The organism is Nocardiopsis sp. LDBS1602 (assembly GCF_035818715.1).
Taxonomy (GTDB): Bacteria; Actinomycetota; Actinomycetes; order Streptosporangiales; family Streptosporangiaceae; genus Nocardiopsis; species Nocardiopsis alba.
The window spans coordinates 1-20225 of record NZ_JAYLVW010000012.1; the positions used below are offsets into that span (position 1 = coordinate 1).

A 20225-nucleotide genomic window follows, 5' to 3' on the forward strand; every position below is an offset into this window, starting at 1 on the left:
CGCTTCGCCCTCGGCGGGCGGCCCGGGCCTGCGTCGGCGGCCGGGGGCCGGGGGGCCACCGGGGATGTCGCCGGTGGGCGGCCCCGCGCGACGGGCGGCGGCCGGGGGCTCCGCCCAGGGGTTCGGAGCCGGCTCGGGCCGAGCCCTACGGCCACGCGACGGGGGTTGCGTGGGAAGAGGATCGGTGAGCGGGTCGTAGTCGTAGCCGTCCTGACGGTCGGCACGGCCACGGTAGGGACTATCGGGGTAGTCATCCCTGTCGGTCATGAATCTCCCTGGCTGGCACGGACGATCTCGCCCGGAGGGTGGCCTGTCGACCGTTCCTGGTCCAAGGCGCTCTGCAAAAGCACGGTGGCCGCCGCCTGGTCGATGACGGAACGGCGGGCACGACCGCCTTTGGCCCCCTTCCGACCGAAGGACGCGCCGGAGAGCAGGTGCCCTTGCGCGGTCACCGTGGTGAGCCGTTCGTCCACGAGCCTGACGGGGACGGGGGCGAGGAGTCGGGCCAAGGAGTGCGCGAACTCGCGGGAGGACCGGGCCGCGGGCCCCTCCTTGCCGGACAGTGATGCAGGGTAGCCCACGATGACCTCGCGGGCCTCCCGTTCCAGAACGAGGACGGCGATGCGCTCGACGTCCCCACGACCGCGCGGGACCGTCTCCACAGGGCTGGCGAGCATACCGCTCGGATCGCTGACCGCGACCCCGATGCGCGCGTTACCAGGGTCGATCGCCAGGCGTACACCGTGTCTCACGAGGACGTCTCCCCCCGGGCGGGGGCATTGCTCAGAGGAGCTGTGCGGTCGACGGCACAGCACCGCTGTCGGGAAAACCTCAACACGGTGGTCCTGTTCATCATCTGGATCGCGGGAATCGCCGCGCAGAAAGCCATGTGATCGGCTGTGACGCGCCACAGTATGCCCGATTCGATGACGGCGCGCAGCCCGGGACGTGGACCTTCCCCTCGCGGAGCCGGCGGATCGGGCGTCGGTTCCCCGACGGGCCGATCACGTCGGGGCCCGAGGCGGACACGTACCGTCCGAGTGTAGGTCACCCCGGCCCCGGGGGAGGTGGAGGAGCGTTCACGAGGGGTGTCCGTTCTCGGGCGACGCGTCCGGAGAAAGGGGTGGCGGCGGAGCGCAGGCCGGCGTCGTCGTCCCCCGCGAAGAGGGACGACGACGTCGACGAGGTGACCGACACCACCCGTTCGTTCGGGGCCGTCCGTGCCACGGACGGCCCCGGTACGTTCGTCCGGCTACTCCGCGCGGCCGGTCGAGGGCCGCGCGGAGAACACCCACGGGGTCAGAAGGAGGCCACCCGGGCCTCGACCGCGCGCAGGGCCTCGTCGGCCTTGGCCGGGTCGCTGCCGCCGCCCTGGGCGATGTCCGGCTTACCGCCGCCACCGCCGCCGAGGGCGCGGGCGGCCACGCCGACCAGCTCGCCCGCCTTGATCCCGGCCTTCTGCGCGGCCTTGTTCGCGGCGACCACCACGACGGGACGGTCCTTGGGGACCGCGGTCATCGCGACGACGACGGGCTCCTCCTCGCCGAGCCGGCCGCGAACGTCCAGCACCAGCTTGCGCAGGTCGTCGCCGGAGGCGCCTTCGGGCGCCTCGGTCGCCACGACCAGGGCCGAACCGTGCCGGCGGGCACCTGAGGCGATCTCGCCCGCGGCCTGGAGCACCTGGGCCGCGCGCAGCCTCTCGATCTCCTTCTCCGCCGAACGCAGACGGGAGACCATGGCGTCGATCCGCTCGGGGAGCTCCTCGCGCGGCGTCTTGAGCTGCTCGGAGAGCTGACCGACCAGCGCCGACTCCTTGGACAGGCGCTTGAAGGCGTCCGCGCCCACGGCCGCCTCGACACGGCGAACGCCCGAACCGATGGAGGACTCCCCCAACAGCTTGACGATGCCGAGCCTGGAGGTGGACCCCACGTGCGTACCACCGCACAGCTCGATCGAGTAGTCGCTCATCTCGACCACGCGCACACGGTCGCCGTACTTCTCGCCGAACATGGCCAGAGCGCCCATGTCGAGCGCCTCGTCGAGGCTCTTCTCCTCGGTCCGCACCGCGATGTCGTCGGACAGGACGGTGTTGACCTCCTCCTCGACCTCGTTGATGCGCTCGGCGCCCAGGGCGTTGTCGGCCGTGAAGTCGAAGCGCAGTCGGCCGGGGCGGTTCTCCGAACCCGCCTGTCCGGCGGAGGGGCCCAGCGCGTTGCGCAGCGCCGAGTGGATGAGGTGGGTCGCGGAGTGGGAGCGTTCGATCGCCCGACGACGGTCGACGTCGATCCGCGCGCGCACCGCGTCGTCCAGGACGATCTCTCCCGAACGCACGGTGCCGCGGTGCATGAACAGGCCGGGCAGCGGCTTCTGGACGTCCTCGACGTCCACCACCCCGCGCCCGTCCACGGTCAGGGTGCCGGTGTCGGCGATCTGACCACCGCTCTCGGCGTAGAACGGGGTGCGGTCCAGCACGATCTCGACCTTGTCGCCCTCCTTGGCCGAGGGCACGCCCTCGCCGTCGACGACGATCCCGCGCACGCTCGACTCGCTCTCGGTGTCGCTGTAGCCGAGGAAGTCGGTGTCACCGGCGTTCTCGTGCAGGCCGGCGTACAGGGAGATGTCGGCGTTGCCGAGCTTCTTGGCCTTGGCGTCGGCCTTGGCCGTGTCGCGCTGGCGCTGCATGAGCTCGCGGAAGGCGGTCTCGTCCACGCTCAGCCCCTGCTCGGCCGCCATCTCCAGGGTGAGATCGATGGGGAAACCGTAGGTGTCGTGGAGCTGGAAGGCGTCGGCGCCGGAGAAGACCGTGCCCCCCTGGGCACGCGTGCGCTCGGCCGCGCGACCGAACAGGGTGGTGCCCGCGCGCAGGGTGTCGGCGAAGTTCCTCTCCTCGGTGTCGATCACACCGTGGACGACGTCGGCCTTGTCCAGCAGGTCGGGGTAGATGTCCTTCATCGCGTCGATGCTGACGGCGGTCAGATCGTGCAGGAAGAACGTGTCGGTGCCCGAGAGCAGGCGCAGGTTGCGGATGGAGCGGCGCAGGATGCGGCGCAGCACGTATCCGGCCTTCTCGTTGCCCGGCTTGACGCCGTCGCCGACGAGCATGACGGCGCTGCGGACGTGGTCGGCGACCACGCGGAGCATCACGTCGCGCTCGTGGTCATCGCCGTAGACGGAGCCGGTCAGCTCCGCGGCGCGGTGGAGCACCCGACCGATGATGTCGGTCTCGTAGATGTTGTCGACGCCCTGGAGGACCGCCGCCAGGCGCTCCAGACCCATGCCGGTGTCGATGTTCTTCTTGGGCAGCTCGCCGAGGATCGGGTAGTCCTTGCCGCTGCCCTCACCCCGCTCGTACTGCATGAAGACGAGGTTCCAGATCTCGATGTAGCGGTTCTCGTCCGCCGCGGGTCCACCCTCGACCCCGTACTCGGGGCCGCGGTCGTAGAAGATCTCGGAGCAGGGACCACAGGGGCCGGGCACGCCCATGTCCCAGTAGTTCTCCTCCTTGCCCATGCGCTGGATGCGTTCGGGGTCGACCCCGACGTCCTCGCGCCAGATCCGCTCGGCCTCGTCGTCGTCGAGGTAGACCGTGACCCAGAGGCGCTCCGGGTCGATGCCGAAGCCGCCCTCCTCGACGGGGGAGGTGACCAGTTCCCAGGCCAGCGGGATGGCCCTCTCCTTGAAGTAGTCGCCGAAGGAGAAGTTGCCGAGCATCTGGAAGAAGGTGGCGTGCCGGGAGGTCTTGCCGACCTCCTCGATGTCCTTGGTCCGGATGCACTTCTGCACGCTGGTGGCCGTGTCGTAGGAGGGCGTGCGCTGGCCCAGGAAGTAGGGCTTGAAGGGGACCATGCCCGCCGGTACCAGCAGCAGGGTCGGGTCCTCGGCGATCAGGCTTGCCGAGGGCACCACGGTGTGTCCCTTCTTCTCGAAGAAACCGAGGAAGCGGCGCACGATCTCTGCCGTCTCCATTGATGCCCTCCTGTGCTTGGCTCCGCCGCTGCTGTGGCGACGTCGTGTCCCTTCACGGGACCGTGATCACGCGTGGTCGATAGGGGCCCATCGTAGAGGGAACCGCCACGCGCGCGTGCATGGTTTCGTCTCGACCACCGGGGGTCCGTCATCGTTGACAACGGCGGCGGTCCACTTGTTCCCCCAGGCTATCGCCGTCGGGTGGTGCGCCCTTACCGTCGGGGCTCCGCCGCCCGTGAACGCGGAAGGGCCGCACCCCGGGGTGCGGCCCTTCGTGGTCGTCGCCTCGCGTGTCCTCGATCAGTGGACCCCGGGTCCCGGCGGCCCGGCTCCGGCCGTACCGAGTCCGTAGTAGGCGCGTGTGATCGGCAGGAGCATCAGGACGATCATCCCGATCGCGAAGAGCAGCGGGACGATCGCGCCGAATCCACCGGTCACGATGGAGAACAGCAGGATCAGGGCGGCCAGGATGTGGAAGACCACGATCGTCCACAGGATCGCCGCGCTGCGACGCCCCATCAGCGACGCGAGCACGATGGACAGGACGCCGTAGACGAACGGGATCAGTCCCAGGAGCCCGAAGAGGGCCCCGGCCTCGGAGGCCGTCAGGGGCAGTCCGTTCTCCTGCATCCCGCGCAGGAACTCCCTGCCCACGTCTCCGCCGCCGGCGGCCAGTCCCGCGACCCCCCACATGAGGAGGCCGAGGAGCAGACCGCAGGCGCCGCCGACGAACATCAGGACGCGCACGGTGATCGCGGTGCCGGGCATGGCGGGGGCCGGCGGCGGCCCTCCCGGCGGGTACGGGCCCGGCTCCCCCTGGTAAGGGCCGCCCGGCGGTTGCGGCGGATACATGATGTACGCCTCCGTCCGATCCAACGGTTGCACCGAAACCTTCTAGAAGGTTCTGTACCCATAGAGGTCGGGGAGGAGACGATCCCGGTCGTCCGCCGCTCCCGGAGGGCGGTCAGAGGCGCGGACGCTCCCGCCCCTCGGACTCGGAGGGGGTACCGCCACGCGGGAGCCGACGTTCCGGACCCGAGGCGTACCGCCTGAGCAGCTCGTCCTCCTCCTGACGGACCGCCTCGGCAAGGTCCTCGTTGAGTTCGCGCAGGGCGCCCTTGTACTCGCCGACGCGGCCCTCCACCCGTTCGGCGATCCCTCCGGGGGTCAGGGCGTTGCGCGCGCGGTTGACGCGGTGGACCACGTAGCCGCCGACGACGGCGCCGGCGGCGAGATAGAACAGTCGGCCGATCATCCGTCGGCCTTCCGACGGCTGCCCCGCATGACGGCCAGGGCCTTCCTGCGCCCCAGGACACGACGCAGGGCGTAGGAGAACGAGGCGACCTTCACCAGGGGGCCGGTGAACACCGAACGGGTCAGCGCGGTCATCGTGGAGACGTCCTCGGAGGAGGCCTGCACGTTGGCGGTGATCTCCTCGACCCGTTCCAGGGAGTTCTGGGTCCGTTCCACGGTGGAGGCCACGTCGTCCAGCAGCGGCGGGGTCCGTTCGCCCAGTTCGGAGACGACCTTGGTGGTCTCGTTGATGAGCTTGATCAGTTTGACGAGCGCCACGCACAGGAACGTGGCCAGCACCGCCCAGACCACCGCGGCGACGAGCGCGGCGACCTCTCCTCCGGTCAGCATTGAGGCTCCGTAGGCAGATAGCAGGGTTGCTTCGAGGGTGTGCGAGCGTGCCAGGAGCGTGCGAGGCGCCCACAGGGCACACGAGGGGTGGGGGACCGGGCCGTACCCGACGCGGGTTCCCCGGCCGTGTCCGATGCCGAGCCCGGAACGGGCCGGGGAACGGGCCGGTTTCGGCCGACCCTATCGTGTCACTCGGTGGGACGCGCGGGTACGCCACGGCGTGCCCCGGCCCGATGCGGAGATCGGTGTCGATGTTCTCGATCGCCGTCGAGAGGCGGGATACTCGTCTCTCCTCCCGAACTTCCGAATGGGAATCATTACAGAGCGGGATCTTCACTACGATGTCCGGACACCAGCCTTCCACAGGCCCGGCAGCACCGACAGGACACCCATGAGCCCTCGTTCTCGCCGAGAGATCTCCGTACTGGTACCCCCGGATCTCGCCCCCCTCTATCCGGACGACCCGTCTCGGATCGGCCCCTACCTGGTCCTGGGGCGTCTCGGCCAGGGGTCCACCGGTACGGTCTACGCCGCGGTGGACGCCTCCTCCCAGAACGCCGGCGACCGACTGATCGCCGTGAAGACGCTGAAGAACCTCGCCCCCGACCGGAAGAACCCCTTCCCGGGCCTGGCCGAGCGTCTACGACGGCTCTCCTCGGTCGATCCCGAGCGCGTGGTCACCCCTCTGACCTTCGACGCCCACGCCGACCCGCCCTGGCTGGCCATGTCCTACCTGGCCGGAGAGCGGCTCTCCCACTACGTGACCAAGCGGGGCGGCCTGGGATTCGGGAAACTGATCGCGCTGTCCATCGGCGTCGCCGAGGGGTTGGCCTCCCTGCACGGGCGCGGGGTGCACCACGGTTCGCTCCGCCCGAGCGAGATCCTCCTGGAATCGCGTGGACCGCACATCATGGAGTGCGCCGTCGCCGCCGACGCCGAGCGTCTGCGCGGATCGGGCGCCACGTGGCTGAGCCCCGAACGCTACCGGGGCGGGCCCGCGACGGCCGCCGCGGACGTGTTCGCCTGGGGCGCGGTCGTGGCCTTCGCCGGGACCGGACGGCTGCCCTTCGGCACGGGTGAACCCGAGGAGATCGCCGAGCGCGCGGCGGCGGGGTCGTTCGAACTGGAGAGCCTCCACAAAGGACTCCGGCCGGTGGTGGAACGGGCCCTGGATCCCGACCCCTCGCGCAGGCCGGGCCTGCGCGAGGTGATCGGCGCGGTCATCGCCGTCTGGCGGGCGGAGAACATCGATGAGGACGTCTCCCCCTCCCCCGGCGACCGCGAGGAGATCAACCGCGCCCTGGCCCGTGAGTGGCACGCGGTGGAGCCGCCCGCCCGGGTACCCGAGGTGATCCGATTGGAGGGGCGCGCCCCTCGAGAGCGATCCGGCCGGACCCTCTTCCTCTTGAGCGCGGCCGGTCTGGCCCTGGTCCTGATCGGTGGCGCCGTCTGGGGGGTCTCCCGACTGTTCGTCGGCGGCGCCGAGGCGGATCCGGTCTCCGAGGAGGAGGACACCGAGGTCGCCGAGGACACCGGGGAGACGGTCGAGGAGGCCCCCTCGACCCTCGTGGTCCGCTTCGATCCGGCCGAGCAGGAGGAGCCCGAGCCCGGGGTCGAGGAGCGTGCCTGGGTGTACACGCCGGTCTCCCGGGAGGGAGAGATCCCGCGCGGTCAGGGTGTGCCCTCCCACGAGGCCTGGGCCGAGCAGTGGGAGGAGGCGGGCGATCCGGGCGAGGCCGTCATCCGTCCCGACGCCGAGGTCCTGTGCGCCAGGTTCTGCGCCGCTCCCGACCACGTCTTCCTCGACGAGGAGGCGCGAGGCACCTGGAAGCAGACCGGCGCCGACCTCATCGACCATCTGACCTGGGGTCCGGTGATGATCGTGGAGATCACCTTCGCCGAGGACGAGGACGAGGACGAGGACGGCCCCCGTGAGGTCGTCCGGGTGACCGAGTTGTTCGCGGACTGATCCCGCCCGGAGGGAGCGTGTTCCGGATCAGCGGTCGCCGCCCCGGAGCACCTCCTTGATCCTCTGTAGGACCTCGCCCAACCGGCGTTCCGTGCCGTGCCGCGTGGGCCGGTAGTACTCGCGTTCGGTGAGCCCGTCAGGAGCGTGCCGTTGCGGCGCCACCCCGCCGGGGAAGTCGTGCGCGTAGCGGTAGCCCTGTCCGTGTCCGAGGTCCGCAGCGCCCTTGTAGTGGGCGTCGCGCAGGTGGGCGGGGACGGGGCCGGCCCGGCCGGCGCGCACGTCCGCGATGGCCTCGTCGATGGCGGTGATGATCGCGTTGGACTTGGGGGCCAGGCTGATGTGGACGACCGCCTGGGCCAGGTTGATCCGGGCCTCGGGCATACCGATGAGCTCGACCGCCTGGGCCGCCGCGACCGCGGTCTGTAGAGCGGTGGGATCGGCCATGCCCACGTCCTCGCTGGCGTGCACGACCAGGCGCCGGGCGATGAACCTGGGGTCCTCCCCCGCCTCCACCATGCGGGCCAGGTAGTGCAGGGCCGCGTCGGGGTCGGAGCCGCGCATGCTCTTGATGAACGCGCTGATCACGTCGTAGTGCTGGTCGCCGGAGCGGTCGTAGCGGACCGCGTGGCGGTCGACGGCGCGTTCCACGTGGGCGGCGGTGATCTCCACCGGAGCCCGTTCCTCGGACGTCTCGTCGCCGGAGGAGGTGGGCGGGCCCGCCACCAGGGCGGCCGCCTCCAGGTAGGTCAGTGATCGGCGTCCGTCGCCCCCCGCCAGTCGCACGAGGTGCTCGAAACCCTCCTCGGTGAGGGTGTGGCGCCCCTCCAGCCCACGTTCGTCGACGAGCGCCCGCTCGACCAGGGCCCGGACGTCATCGTCGTCGAGCGACTCCAGGGAGAGCAGGAGCGAGCGGGACAGCAGGGGGCTGACCACCGAGAAGAAGGGGTTCTCCGTGGTGGCGCCGATGAAGCTGACCCAACGGTTCTCCACCGCGGGCAGCAGGGCGTCCTGCTGCGTCTTGTTGAAGCGATGGACCTCGTCCACGAACAGCAGGGTGCGCGTGCCGTTCATACCCATGCGGCGTTTGGCCTCGTCGACGACGGCGCGCACGTCCTTGACCCCGGCGTTGACCGCCGACAGCTCCACGAAGCGACGTCGGGTCACCCGGCTGACGACGGTGGCCAGCGTGGTCTTTCCGGTGCCGGGAGGGCCCCAGAGGAAGACGGACATGGGCGCGTCGTCCTCGACCAGGCGGCGCAGCGGGCTGCCCTCGCCCAGCAGGTGACGTTGGCCCACGACCTCGTCGAGGGTACGGGGCCGCATGCGCACGGCCAGCGGCTCCTGTCCCCTGGCCGCCTCGGCACCGGCATCGTCGAACAGTGTTTCGGACACCCACCCAGAGTAGGCGAGACCGTGGGCGGCTCCGGCCGTCCCGGGATCAGCCGGGGGAGACCGAGAGGTTCTCGGGGCTCTCGGCCTGTTCGGGCGGGGGCGTGGCGCGCGGGGTCATCCGGGTGATCAACAGGGCGATGTCGTCACCGCGTCCGGCCGGTGCCATCTCCGCCAGGACCTGGGCCGCGGCCGTGGGGTCCTCACCGTGCTCGGCGAGGGCCTCCCCCACCTGGGCCAGGCCGTCCTGCATGGTCACCTCCGAGCTCTCCACGAGCCCGTCGGAGCACAGCAGCAGAGTCGTCCCCGGGGCCAGCACCCGCGTGGTGACGGTGTACTCGGTGTCGGGCAGGACCCCCAGGGGCGGTCCGGTCTCGGGCGACCACAGTTCGTAGGAGCCCTGGGTGGCCAGGACCGCCGGGGGCTGTCCGGCCCAGGCCGCCTGCATGACACCGCTCCCACGGTCGACCACCAGGTAGCCGCAGGTGGCGAAGACGATCTCACCGGTCTCGGTGAGCAACCGGTTGGTCTCGCCGAGGACGACACCGGGGTCGGACTGGTTGGTGGCGTAGGCGCGGAAGGCCACACGGATCTGCCCCATGGCGGCCGCCGCCTCGACACCGTGACCCTGGACGTCGCCGACGAGCAGCCCCACCTTGTTGTCGGGCAGTTCTATGACGTCGTAGAAGTCGCCGCAGATCCGCCACTCGGCCCGCGAGGGCAGGTACTTGGTGGCGATGTCCATGTCGGGGAAGCTGGCGACCTGGCGGGGCAGCATGCGTCGCTGGACCGCGTCGGCCAGCTCCAGTTCGGCCTGCTGGGCCTTGATCCGCTGGAGGGCCTGTCCGGCCAGCCCGGCGAAGGTGAGCATGAGGGCGCGCTCGTCGCGGCTGGCGTGGTGGGGGCGGTCCCACACCATCTGCCACACGCCGAGGGCGACCTTGCCGTCCCCGAAGATCGGCACGGTGGCCCAGGCCTGACCGCGTATGGAGCGCATCATCTCGACGGCGGCGGGAAAACGGCTGACGATCTCGGCGCGGCTCTCGAAGAACCGGGGCTGGCGGTCCTGGATGACGGCGCCCATCGGGTAGTCGGTGTCGTCGGCGCGACGACCGTCTATCCGGGTGACGTTGCCGCGTTCCAACGCGCTGGGCGAGGCGCGCAGCACCCCGTCGTCGACGTAGAGGGCGGCCGCGCTGAAGCCGCCGAAGATGGGCAGGAACTCCTCGCTGAGCAGGTCCATGACCTTGTCCACGGTGGTGGCCGAGACGAGTTTGGAGGACAGCTCGGTGACCAGACGACCGTGTTCGGCCTCGGTGCGGCGACGGTCGGCGAGCCTGCGCACCAGCTGGACGTGTTCGGTGACGTCGTCGACGATCCCGACCAATCTGGCGGGGTCGCCCGGGACGTAACGGGCGCGCACGTGCAGGGAGCGCTCGTCGCCCAGACGGTCGAAGACCCGGAAGCGCTGTTCGTAGTCGCGTCCGGCGAAGGAGGCGGACATGGCGTCGCGCACCCGGGCGGTGTCGTCGGGGTGGATGCGTTCCAGGATGCTCTCCAGGTCCCCGTCGTTCCCGGCCAGGAGGGAGCCGAGCGGGGTGGGGCCGAACAGTTCGCGGATCCGGCCGGATCCCAGGTCCAGGCTCCACAGGACGGAATCGGAGTTGTCCGTGCGCAGGTCGCCGACGACCCGCAGATCCGCCTCCTCGGTCGAGAGGGTGTGGAACAGGACGACCACCGACTCCGGTCCGGGCTCCTCCCGCAGGGGCCGGATCTGGACCTCGACCATCTGGGAGAACTTGTCGGTGACGGACAGCCGGAGACGGACACGACGGGGTTCCCCGGCGAGGGCCTTGTGCTGGGCGCGGGCCCCGCGTTCGGCCTCCTCGGCGTCCAAGAGCGCGAACCAGGCCGTTCCGATCAATTCGTCGGCGTCACGCCCGAACAGTTCGGTGAACGCGTGGTTGGCGTGCCGGATCACGCCGTCCGCCGCGGTCAGGGCCATGGGCTCCGGAGCGTGGCGGAAGGCCCCCGCGAGAACAGCCTCGGAGCCATCGCCTGAAGCGCTTTTTCCGTTCACGTATGACTCATCCTCATGTCGTCTCGGACGTCACATCCGCGCTCAGGCGCGGTCACCCCTGGAACGTTCCGATTCGGCTCATTGTAATGTCCGAAAGCAGACCCGGCCCGGGTAGGGGCCGGGGCGGACACGCCGGTGTCCCTCTCCCCTCGGTCGCGCCACCTCGCCCTACCGGTGTCGACCGTCCGACGACGCGGTGGATTTACGGTCGATTCCTTCCTCGGGCTCGCTCCCGGCCGACCTCGAGGCATGAATCGTTACGCTCGCGTGACTCGGTGGCGCACAAATGCACTCCATTCCCACCTCACCCTCGAATGGGGTGGATACCACTGATGCACCGTCTTCACTCCAGGACGCGTGCGATTCACGGTGTGGGAGGGTGATTCGCCCTCAACCGTAGGGGATGGCGGCCCCGGCCGCATCCGAGCTCGCCGCACTTCCCCATTCCGGTCGGGTTCTTTGACCCTTTAATCACCGCTTTCACCTCGGTGACCGAATGTGGAAAGTTCAAAGGAAGGTCATTACGGGCACCGAACCTGAAGCGGAGAACTCGCCGAACCCAACGAGGACGCGCATGCACCCTGTATCCCGCCATCCCGTCCCGAGGATCCCCCTCGACGGCATCACCCGGAACTGGACCTGCCGGCTCTGTAGCCACAGCAACCCCGACGACGAGGACATCTGCTGCCAACAGTGCGGAGGGGTCAAGCGCTGAGCCCTCTCCACGACGACGGGGCGGTACACGGGTCGACCCGCGCACCGCCCCGGTGGGACCGGAGTGAGCGGTCCTACTTCTTCTTCGTCTCCGGAGGCAGGACGGTCCGGATGTGGACGTCGCGCAGCTGCTGCTCCGAGACCTGGGCGGGCGCGCCCATCATCAGGTCCTGGGCGTTCTGGTTCAGCGGGAAGGCGATCGTCTCGCGGATGTTGGGCTCGTCGGCCAGGAGCATGACGATGCGGTCGATCCCGGGCGCGATGCCGCCGTGCGGCGGGGCACCGAACTTCAGGGCCTTGAGCATGCCGCCGAACTCCTCCTCGACGGTCTCCTTGTCGTAGCCGGCGATCTCGAAGGCCTTGTACATGATCTCGGGCGAGTGGTTCCGGATCGCGCCGGAGGACAGCTCGACGCCGTTGCAGACGATGTCGTACTGCCAGGCGAGGATGTCCAGCGGGTCCTGGTTCTCCAGCGCGTCCATCCCGCCCTGGGGCATGGAGAAGGGGTTGTGGCTGAACTCGATGTGGCCCTCGTCGGAGCGCTCGAACATCGGGAAGTCCACGATCCAGCAGAAGCGGTAGCACTTCTCCGCGAAGTGCCCCGCGCGCCGACCGGCCTCGACCCGGACCGGGGCCATGATGCGGTTGATCTCCGCGTCGTCCTCGCTGGCGCAGAAGAACAGCCCGTACCCGGGGCCCGCGCCCAGGGTGGTCAGCAGTTCCTCTTCGATCTCGGTGACGAACTTGGCGATCGGACCGGTGAGCTCGTTGTTCTCGCCGACCTTGAGCCAGGCCAGACCCTTGGCGCCCTGCTCGACGGCGTAGTCGCCGATGCCGTCGAAGAACTTGCGCGGCTTGTCGCCGACCTCGGGCACCGCCAGCGCGCGGACCTTCTTGCCCGCGAAGGCGCGGAAGTCGGTCTTGTCGAAGAGGGCGGTGACGTCGAGCATCTTCATCGGCACGCGCAGGTCGGGCTTGTCGGTGCCGTACCACTCCAGGGCGTCCCGGAAGGCGATCCGCGGGTACGGGGAGGTGATCTCCCAACCCTCGGAGAACTCACGGAAGACGTCGGTCATGACCTTCTCGATGACCTCGAAGACGTCCTCCTGCTCGACGAAGCTCATCTCGACGTCGAGCTGGTAGAACTCGCCCGGCGAACGGTCGGCGCGGCTGTCCTCGTCGCGGAAGCAGGGCGCGATCTGGAAGTAGCGGTCGAAGCCGGAGACCATGAGCAGCTGCTTGAACTGCTGCGGCGCCTGGGGCAGCGCGAAGAACTCGCCCGGGTGCAGACGCGAGGGCACCAGGAAGTCGCGGGCGCCCTCGGGGCTGGAGCTGGTGAGGATGGGGGTCTGGAACTCGTTGAAGCCCAGGTCCGTCATCTTCTTGCGGATGGAGGCCACCACCTGCGAGCGCAGCATGATGTTGCGGTGCATCCGCTCCCGGCGCAGGTCCAGGAAGCGGTAGGTCAGCCGGCGCTCCTCGGAGGTGTTGTCCTCGGGGAAGACCGTCAGGGGGAGTTCCTCGGTGCTGCCGAGGACCTCGACCTCTTCGGCCTCGATCTCGATCTCGCCGGTGGGCAGGTTGGGGTTGACGTTCTCCTGGCTGCGCGCGGCGACCTGGCCCGTCACCCGGACCACCGTCTCCTTGGGGAGACGGCTGAGCTGCTCGAAGACCGGGGACTCGGGGCGCGCCATGAGCTGGGTGACGCCGTAGTGGTCACGCAGATCGACGAAGAGCAGACCACCCAGATCCCGGCGGTTGTGCACCCAGCCGGAAAGGCGCACCTGCTGCCCGACGTGCTCCTTACGGAGCCGACCACACGTATGAGTCCTGTAACGATGCATGAGTTACCAAGTCCACTAACTACACAGCTGGGTGAGGATGCCTGAGAGCCCGGTTCCGGACCCGGCTGAAGGCATGGCATGCCCCCTGAACATCTGGAATCCTACCGCCAACCGCGCCGCCCGGCCCCAGGATCGGTTCCGGGCGACGAAGGGCCGACATGGCGAAGCGGTCGGGCCGCTCCGTCCCCTCAGGAACGGTCGGCGATGTCGCGCAGATAGGGGTTGGTGGCGCGCTCGCGTTCCACGGTGGTGCCGGGGCCGTGCCCGGGCAGGATCCGGGTGTCGTCGGGCCGTGCCAGGACCGAGCGGGTCAGGCTGCCGTTCATCGCCTCGGCGTCCCCACCGGGGAAGTCGGTGCGGCCGATCGAACCGGCGAAGACCAGGTCCCCGGCGAACATGACGGGGATGCCGTCCTCGGGGGTCACCGTGTAGACGACCGATCCGGGGGTGTGGCCCGGCGTGTGTTCGACGACGAACTCCATCCCGGCCGAGGTCAGGGTGTCCCCGTCCTCGACCCGGCGCAGGTCGGAGGGCGACGGGTAGGGGCCGGGGCCGAGCAGCATCCGGAGCTGGGCGGCGAAGCCGGCGTCGACCCCCGCGGCGGGCTCCTCCAGCAGACCGTGGTCGGCCTCGTGCAGGTACACCGGGACCTCGTGGGCGTCGCCGATCTCCGCGGCCGACCAGACGTGGTCGAAGTGACCGTGGGTGAGCAGGATCGCGGCGGGGGTCAGTTCGTGTTCGGCCAGGACCTTGTCCACCTGTCCGGTGGCCTCCTGGCCGGGGTCGACGATGACGCAGTCGCCGCCCGGGGCCGGTGCGATCACGTAACAGTTCGCTGAGAGCGGCCCGCTGGGGAGCGCGGCGATGAGCACGGCGTGGTCGTCCTGTCCTGGGTCGTTCGTGATGGTGGGCCGCCCGTACCGGACGGGCCCGGGCCTCCTGTGGGGAGAGAGCCTACCGAGACGGTGCGATGGCGGCCACTCGAAAGCACATATGAGAACGCGTTTGATCACCATTCGATCACCGCGCGCGCCCGGGCTCTTTGCCAAACCGCGTGGTAATGCCATATTGGTCACCGTCGCCGTGCTCGTCGGGCCCACGACCTGCGCCTCCTTTTTCGAAGGCGCCCGGGCCCGACCGATCGCACGGGACGAGAGGCAGACCCGAGGATCTGCGTTGACGCGGAACACGGCGCGTCGTTGTCCACCGGAACGTGGGGATATCGTGCTGGGGCACGGTGGTGTCCATCACGAACAGGCTCGGACATCGCCGCGACGACCCGAACCCGACCCCCCGCGGACGGGTTCACGACAGCAGGAGGACACGGTGACCACGGACCCTTGGGGCCGCGTAGACGACGATGGCACGGTCTATGTGCGCACAGGTGATGGCGAGCGGGTCGTCGGATCGTGGCAGGCCGGTGCGCCGGAGGAGGCCCTGGCCTTCTACCGGAACAAGTACGACGCCCTGGTGACCCAGGTGGAGCTGCTGGAGAAGCGACTGCGCAGCACCGATCTGTCGGCCTCCACGGCGATGAGCGCGATCGAGAAGCTGCGCGAGTCGGTCACGGACGCCAACGCCGTCGGCGACCTGGAGTCGCTGCTCGGTCGTCTGGACCGGCTGACCGAGCGCGCCCAGGAGCGCAAGGTCGAGCAGAAGCAGGCCCAGGAGCAGGCCCGCGGCCAGGCCCGCGAGGTCAAGGAGCGCATCGTCGCCGAGGCCGAGCGCGTCGCCGCCGAGACCACCCACTGGAAGTCCGGTGGCGAGCGGATGCTCCAGCTGATCGAGGAGTGGAAGAAGGCTCCTCGGGCGGACCGCCCCACCGAGCAGGCCCTGTGGAAGCGCATGTCCGCGGCCCGCAACTCCTTCTCCAAGCGGCGCAAGGCCTACTTCGCCAACCTAGACCAGCAGCGCGAGGGCGTGCGCGTCGAGAAGGAGCGCATCGTCGCCGAGGCCGAGGCGCTCTCGGGCTCCACCGACTGGGGGCCCACCGCCCGCGCCTACCGCGACCTGATGCAGCGGTGGAAGGCGAGCGGCCGCGCCGATCGGGCCAGCGAGGACAAGCTGTGGGCCCGTTTCAAGGCGGCCCAGGACACGTTCTTCGACGCGCGCAACGCGACGTTCGCCGAGCGTGACGCCGAGCTGCGGGTCAACGCCGAGGCCAAGGAGAAGATCCTGGAGCAGGCCCGGGAGGAGATCCCGGCCATCTCGGATCCGCGGCGCGCCCGCGCCCGTCTGCGCGACTTCCAGGAGGCCTGGGAGGAGGCCGGCGAGCTGCCGCGCGACACCCGGGACCGTCTGGAGGGCGCCTTCCGGCAGATCGAGGACGGGGTCCGCAAGGCCGAGGAGGCCGAGTGGGAGCGTACCAACCCCGAGGCCCGCGCCCGGGCCAAGGACACCGTCGACCAGCTCTCGACGGCGATCCAGGGGCTGGAGGCCAAGTTGGAGAAGGCCCGCGCCGCCGGTGACGACCGTCGGATCAAGGAGCACGAGGCCGCTCTGGAGGCGCGTCGTTCCTGGCTGGCCGAGGCCGAGCGGGCTCTGAACGAGATGAGCTGAGTCCGGCCCCCGCCGATCGACCTCGGACGGGCCGCGCCACGATCCCTCGTGGCGCGGCCCGTTCGCGTATCCGGCCCCGGTCCGGTCAGCGGTGGGCGTCCAGATGGTGCACGGACGCCCGGCCCGGGAAGGCGTGGATGTCGGGCACCTCTCCGGGGCCGTGCTCGGCGGACGGTTCGGGCTCGGGTTCGGGTCGGGGACGGCGGACGCTCCGGAGACGGAGGAGACCACCGGCCGCGACCGCGAGGATCAGTGCCGCGCCCAGGGCCGCGGCGATCCACATCAGGGGGATCTGGCGCGGTACGTGGTGGACGGAGGAGGCGCAGGAGACCAGCGCGGCCTCGGCGGAGGGGGCGAGGCAGACGGTCGAGACCGGCCGCGCTCCTCGCTCCGGTACCGCGACGACCTCGGCCGTCATGGTGAGCGTGGCCCTCTCCCCCGCCTCCAGCGGCCGTTCCCATGTCGCGCGTCCGGTCTCGACCCCTTCGGGGGCCGCTTCGACGTAGCGCATGGAGTCGGGCAGGAAGGACGTGATCCGGGCCTCGGGGAGCGCCTCGCCGCCCGAGTTGCGCACCTTGACGGTGTACTCGACCCGGTCCCCGGGGGACAGACGGTCCTCGGCCTCGTCCGTGACGGTGATGTGGAGGTCTCCGGCCCCCGGCACCGGCCCCTCTTCCTCCGGGATCGGTTGCCCGGGCAGGGCGATCAACGCGGCCAGAGCGACCGCCGACATCGTCGCCGGCACGGCCATGATGTTCCCCTTCCTCATAGCGACATATCAAATAACTAAAAGTACATAAGTGATAACACTTTGTAGCCGGTGCTGGATAGTCGCCATGCGGGGAATGTCCGGAACACACCGAAGGGGCGAACGCCCTCACGGACGCCCGCCCCTCGACGTGTTCCTCCTAGTGGCCCACGAACGACCGCAGCGCCTCGGCGCGGTCGGCGCGCTCCCAGGTGAACTGCTCCAGCTCGCGGCCGAAGTGACCGTAGGCGGCGGTCTTGGAGTAGATGGGACGCAGCAGGTCCAGGTCGCGAACGATGGCGGCCGGACGCAGATCGAAGACCTCCTTGACGGCCTTCTCGATCAGCTCCGGAGCGACCCGCTCGGTGCCGAAGGTCTCGATGAACACACCCACCGGGTGGGCCTTGCCGATCGCGTAGGCCACCTGGACCTCGGCGCGCTCGGCCAGCTCGGCGGCGACGATGTTCTTCGCGACCCAACGGGTGGCGTAGGCGGCGGAACGGTCGACCTTCGACGGGTCCTTGCCGGAGAAGGCGCCACCGCCGTGACGGGCGTAGCCGCCGTAGGTGTCCACGATGATCTTGCGACCGGTCAGACCGGCGTCGCCCATCGGACCGCCGATCTCGAACCGACCGGTCGGGTTGACCAGGAGACGGTAGTCGTCGGAGTCCAGACCGTAGGCGGCCACGACCGGCTCGATCACGTGCTCGCGGATGTCCGGGGTCAGCATCTCCTCGAGGTTGATGTCGGCGGAGTGCTGGCTGGAGACCACGACGGTGTCCAGGCGGACCGGGGTCTGGCCCTCGTACTCGACCGTGACCTGGGTCTTGCCGTCCGGACGCAGGTAGGGCACCGTGCCGTCCCGGCGGACCTGGGAGAGCCGCTCGGAGAGCGCGTGGGCCAGCTTGATCGGCAACGGCATGAGCTCGGGGGTCTCACGGTTGGCGTAGCCGAACATCAGGCCCTGGTCGCCGGCGCCCTGGCGGTTGAGGACGTCGTCCTCGTGCTCGACACGCGCCTCGTAGGCGGTGTCGACGCCCTGGGCGATGTCCGGGGACTGCGCGTCGATGGAGACGTTGACCCCACAGGAGTCACCGTCGAACCCCTTGGCGGAGGAGTCGTAGCCGATCTCGAGGATCTTCTCGCGCACGATGGCGGGGATGTCGACGTAGGTCTGGGTGGTGACCTCACCCGCGATGTGGACCTGACCGGTGGTGATCAGCGTCTCGACCGCGACCCGACTGCCGGGATCGGTGGTGAGCATCGCGTCGAGGATCGCGTCACTGATCTGGTCGGCCATCTTGTCGGGATGGCCTTCGGTGACCGACTCGGAGGTGAAAAGGCGGCGGGACACGTTGCGTGACTCCTTGCAGCGGCTGCTGGCTGACATGTGTCGGCGGTTCCGGCACGTCCTCGGCTGCCTGCCGGGGGCGGTCAATACCGACCGACGCGGTTGGTTATCGTCCACTCTAATGGGACCGGTGGGGACGGGCGCCCTGTGACCGGCGTCGCCGACCACGAACGGACACCCGTTGGCAGTGTGTCGTACTCGGTGGTAGGAATCCAGCGTGGCACCGGGGGATTTTTCCCGGATTCCGGCGAAGACCCACTGCTCCGAGGGTTCTCGTGACCTCAGCGGGCCCCGCGTGGGAGGCGTTCGACCACCAGATCCCAGACTCGATCGGCCAACGCCTCCTTGGGGCCTGTGGGAATGTCCACGACGGCTCCGTCCGAGGCCAGGACCGTGGCCTGGTTGTCCTCGGTGCCGAAGGCCCGGCCCCCGCCGACCTGGTTGACCACGAGCAGGTCACAGCCCTTGCGGGCCAGTTTGGCCCGACCGTTGGCGATCACGTCGTCGGTCTCGGCGGCGAACCCCACGATGGTCTGCTCCAGCCCCTCCCGTTCCCGGTCGACGACCAGCCCGGCGAGGATGTCGGGGTTCTCGACCAGTTCGATGGGGGCCGGGGCCGCACCGGACTTCTTGATCTTGGACGCGGCGCTGGTGACCGGGCGGAAGTCCGCGACGGCGGCGGTCATGACCACGGCGTCGGCGCCCGCGCGTTCGGCCGCCATCGCCTCGGACAGTTCGACCGCCGAGGAGACACGGACCACCCTCGCGCCCGCCGGATCGGGCAGGTCGACGTTGGCCGCCACCAGGGTGACGTCGGCGCCCCGGGCCGCGGCGGTACGCGCCAAGGCGTAGCCCTGCCGTCCGGAGGAGTGGTTGCCGATGAACCGTACGGGATCGATGGCCTCGCGGGTGCCTCCGGCGGAGATCACGACGCGACGGCCGGCCAGGTCGGGGGCGACCGCGCCGCGGCGCAGCACCAGACGGGCGGCCTCGAACAGTTCGGAGGGGTCGGGCAGTCGACCGCGACCGGTGTCGGCCCCGGTGAGACGGCCCACGGCCGGTTCCAGGACGACGGCCCCGCGCGAGCGCAGCGTCTCCACGTTGGCCCGGGTGGCGGGGTGCTCCCACATCTCGGTGTGCATCGCCGGAGCGAACACGACCGGACAGCGGGCGGTGAGAAGGGTGTTGGTCAACAGGTCGTCGGCGATCCCGGCCGCGGCCTTGGCCATGATGTCGGCGGTGGCGGGGGCCACGAACACGAGGTCGGCGTTCTGGCCGATCCGCACGTGCGGAACCTCGTGGACCCGGTCCCACACCCCGGTCTCGACGGGGCGGCCGGACAGGGCCGCCCAGGTGGGCTCGCCGACGAAGCGCAGGGCGGCGTCGGTCGGTACGACCTGGACACCGTGACCGGACTCGGTCAGCCGGCGCAGCAGCTCGCACACCTTGTAGGCGGCGATGCCCCCGCCGACGCCGAGGACCACCTGGGGAAGGGATTCTGTGTCACTCACACCCAGTGTTCTACCAGGCCGCGCCCGCCGCACTCCCCCTGCGGGGGTGCGACGGGCGCGGTCGGTCCGCCCCCTCGGGGACGGGGAAGGCTCAGTTGCCCTCGTAGGGCTCGGCCGTGAGAAGGCCGGCCTTGACCTCGCGCAGGGCGATGGACAGGGACTTCTCCTGGACCTGGGTCTCGACCAGCGGGCCGACGTACTCCAGCAGGCCCTCGCCCAGCTGGGCGTAGTAGGCGTTGATCTGTCGGGCCCGCTTGGAGGCCATGGTGACCAGACTGTACTTGCTGTCGACGCACTCCAGCAGGTCGTCGATCGGCGGGTTGGTGATGCCTTCGGCGACGGGCTCGGTACCAGCCACTTCGTTACCCCCAGGGACGGTCTCCGGCTCGTCGTGAAGCCGTGACGTGGATCGGATGGGACGGATGTCGGGCCCGGCGGAGGGCGACCGGA

Annotated in this window: 16 protein-coding genes and 1 pseudogene; 3 read left to right on the forward strand and 14 right to left on the reverse strand. The window is 69.9% G+C overall.

Annotation, left to right across the window (positions count from 1 at the left end):
• The 6 genes and pseudogenes from U9J66_RS23970 to U9J66_RS23995 form a co-directional block, all read right to left on the reverse strand.
• Window positions 1-267: pseudogene (locus U9J66_RS23970) on the reverse strand (endolytic transglycosylase MltG); the annotation flags it as partial.
• Complete coding sequence (ruvX, locus tag U9J66_RS23975) at window positions 264-752, reverse strand: Holliday junction resolvase RuvX (protein ID WP_014911016.1); 489 nt, start codon at window positions 750-752, stop codon at window positions 264-266. The pseudogene U9J66_RS23970 and the gene ruvX, both read right to left, overlap by 4 nt.
• A 547-nt stretch (window positions 753-1299) precedes the next feature.
• Window positions 1300-3966 (reverse strand): alanine--tRNA ligase, encoded by a 2667-nt coding sequence (gene alaS / locus U9J66_RS23980; RefSeq protein WP_326338828.1) that lies wholly within the window; start codon window positions 3964-3966, stop codon window positions 1300-1302.
• A 300-nt stretch (window positions 3967-4266) separates the two neighbouring features.
• Window positions 4267-4818 carry a hypothetical protein gene (locus tag U9J66_RS23985; RefSeq protein WP_161112306.1) on the reverse strand — a complete coding sequence of 184 codons (552 nt, stop codon included), beginning with the start codon at window positions 4816-4818 and terminating at the stop codon, window positions 4267-4269.
• Between the two features lie 112 nt (window positions 4819-4930).
• Window positions 4931-5221 carry a hypothetical protein gene (locus U9J66_RS23990; RefSeq protein WP_161110177.1) on the reverse strand — a complete coding sequence of 97 codons (291 nt, stop codon included), beginning with the start codon at window positions 5219-5221 and terminating at the stop codon, window positions 4931-4933.
• The gene (locus U9J66_RS23995; RefSeq protein ID WP_014908791.1) at window positions 5218-5610 is read right to left on the reverse strand and encodes a DUF948 domain-containing protein; all 393 of its coding nucleotides are present in this window, start codon (window positions 5608-5610) and stop codon (window positions 5218-5220) included. Before U9J66_RS23995 ends, U9J66_RS23990 begins: the two co-directional genes overlap by 4 nt.
• Window positions 5611-6001: 391 nt before the next feature.
• Between U9J66_RS23995 and U9J66_RS24000 the strand changes: the two genes are divergently transcribed.
• Complete coding sequence (locus U9J66_RS24000) at window positions 6002-7579, forward strand: serine/threonine-protein kinase (protein ID WP_326338829.1); 1578 nt, start codon at window positions 6002-6004, stop codon at window positions 7577-7579.
• Window positions 7580-7606: 27 nt separating this feature from the next.
• Here U9J66_RS24000 and U9J66_RS24005 read toward each other — a convergent pair whose 3' ends face one another.
• Together U9J66_RS24005 and U9J66_RS24010 are read right to left on the reverse strand one after the other, a co-directional pair.
• Complete coding sequence (locus U9J66_RS24005) at window positions 7607-8971, reverse strand: replication-associated recombination protein A (RefSeq protein WP_014911843.1); 1365 nt, start codon at window positions 8969-8971, stop codon at window positions 7607-7609.
• 46 nt (window positions 8972-9017) lie between these two features.
• Entirely contained in the window at window positions 9018-11048 is a 2031-nt protein-coding gene (locus U9J66_RS24010) for a SpoIIE family protein phosphatase (RefSeq protein WP_161110179.1), read from the reverse strand.
• Window positions 11049-11622: 574 nt separating this feature from the next.
• On the opposite strand from U9J66_RS24010, the gene U9J66_RS24015 reads away from it, so the two are divergent.
• Window positions 11623-11763: a hypothetical protein gene (locus U9J66_RS24015; RefSeq protein ID WP_014911413.1), complete on the forward strand. Its 141-nt coding sequence runs from the start codon at window positions 11623-11625 to the stop codon at window positions 11761-11763.
• Between the two features lie 73 nt (window positions 11764-11836).
• Here the strand turns inward: U9J66_RS24015 and aspS are convergent, their stop codons facing one another.
• Both aspS and U9J66_RS24025 read right to left on the reverse strand, forming a co-directional pair.
• Window positions 11837-13606, reverse strand: a complete 1770-nt coding sequence (gene aspS, locus U9J66_RS24020; RefSeq protein WP_081536436.1) for an aspartate--tRNA ligase — start codon at window positions 13604-13606, stop codon at window positions 11837-11839.
• A gap of 188 nt (window positions 13607-13794) precedes the next feature.
• Entirely contained in the window at window positions 13795-14478 is a 684-nt protein-coding gene (locus U9J66_RS24025) for an MBL fold metallo-hydrolase (protein WP_326338833.1), read from the reverse strand.
• Between the two features lie 454 nt (window positions 14479-14932).
• On the opposite strand from U9J66_RS24025, the gene U9J66_RS24030 reads away from it, so the two are divergent.
• Entirely contained in the window at window positions 14933-16165 is a 1233-nt protein-coding gene (locus tag U9J66_RS24030) for a DUF349 domain-containing protein (protein WP_014912189.1), read from the forward strand.
• 85 nt (window positions 16166-16250) lie between these two features.
• On the opposite strand, the gene U9J66_RS24035 is transcribed toward U9J66_RS24030, so the two are convergent.
• The 4 genes from U9J66_RS24035 to rpoZ form a co-directional block, all read right to left on the reverse strand.
• Complete coding sequence (locus tag U9J66_RS24035) at window positions 16251-16916, reverse strand: DUF11 domain-containing protein (protein WP_161110181.1); 666 nt, start codon at window positions 16914-16916, stop codon at window positions 16251-16253.
• A gap of 157 nt (window positions 16917-17073) precedes the next feature.
• Window positions 17074-18267, reverse strand: a complete 1194-nt coding sequence (metK, locus tag U9J66_RS24040) for a methionine adenosyltransferase (protein ID WP_014912028.1) — start codon at window positions 18265-18267, stop codon at window positions 17074-17076.
• 278 nt (window positions 18268-18545) lie between these two features.
• Window positions 18546-19748 (reverse strand): bifunctional phosphopantothenoylcysteine decarboxylase/phosphopantothenate--cysteine ligase CoaBC, encoded by a 1203-nt coding sequence (gene coaBC, locus U9J66_RS24045; RefSeq protein ID WP_014909775.1) that lies wholly within the window; start codon window positions 19746-19748, stop codon window positions 18546-18548.
• A 118-nt stretch (window positions 19749-19866) separates the two neighbouring features.
• The gene (gene rpoZ, locus U9J66_RS24050) at window positions 19867-20133 is read right to left on the reverse strand and encodes a DNA-directed RNA polymerase subunit omega (protein WP_017535137.1); all 267 of its coding nucleotides are present in this window, start codon (window positions 20131-20133) and stop codon (window positions 19867-19869) included.
• Window positions 20134-20225: the final 92 nt, after the last annotated feature.

What these genes read in the sequence shown, in the direction of transcription:
- alaS (WP_326338828.1), bottom strand. Translation starts at nt 3,966, where the DNA reads ATGGAGACGGCAGAGATCGTGCGCCGCTTCCTCGGTTTCTTCGAGAAG.
- U9J66_RS24035 (WP_161110181.1), bottom strand. Translation starts at nt 16,916, where the DNA reads ATGGCCGTGCCGGCGACGATGTCGGCGGTCGCTCTGGCCGCGTTGATC.
- U9J66_RS24015 (WP_014911413.1), top strand. Translation starts at nt 11,623, where the DNA reads ATGCACCCTGTATCCCGCCATCCCGTCCCGAGGATCCCCCTCGACGGC.
- U9J66_RS23990 (WP_161110177.1), bottom strand. Translation starts at nt 5,221, where the DNA reads ATGATCGGCCGACTGTTCTATCTCGCCGCCGGCGCCGTCGTCGGCGGC.
- U9J66_RS24000 (WP_326338829.1), top strand. Translation starts at nt 6,002, where the DNA reads ATGAGCCCTCGTTCTCGCCGAGAGATCTCCGTACTGGTACCCCCGGAT.
- U9J66_RS23995 (WP_014908791.1), bottom strand. Translation starts at nt 5,610, where the DNA reads ATGCTGACCGGAGGAGAGGTCGCCGCGCTCGTCGCCGCGGTGGTCTGG.
- aspS (WP_081536436.1), bottom strand. Translation starts at nt 13,606, where the DNA reads ATGCATCGTTACAGGACTCATACGTGTGGTCGGCTCCGTAAGGAGCAC.
- U9J66_RS23985 (WP_161112306.1), bottom strand. Translation starts at nt 4,818, where the DNA reads ATGTATCCGCCGCAACCGCCGGGCGGCCCTTACCAGGGGGAGCCGGGC.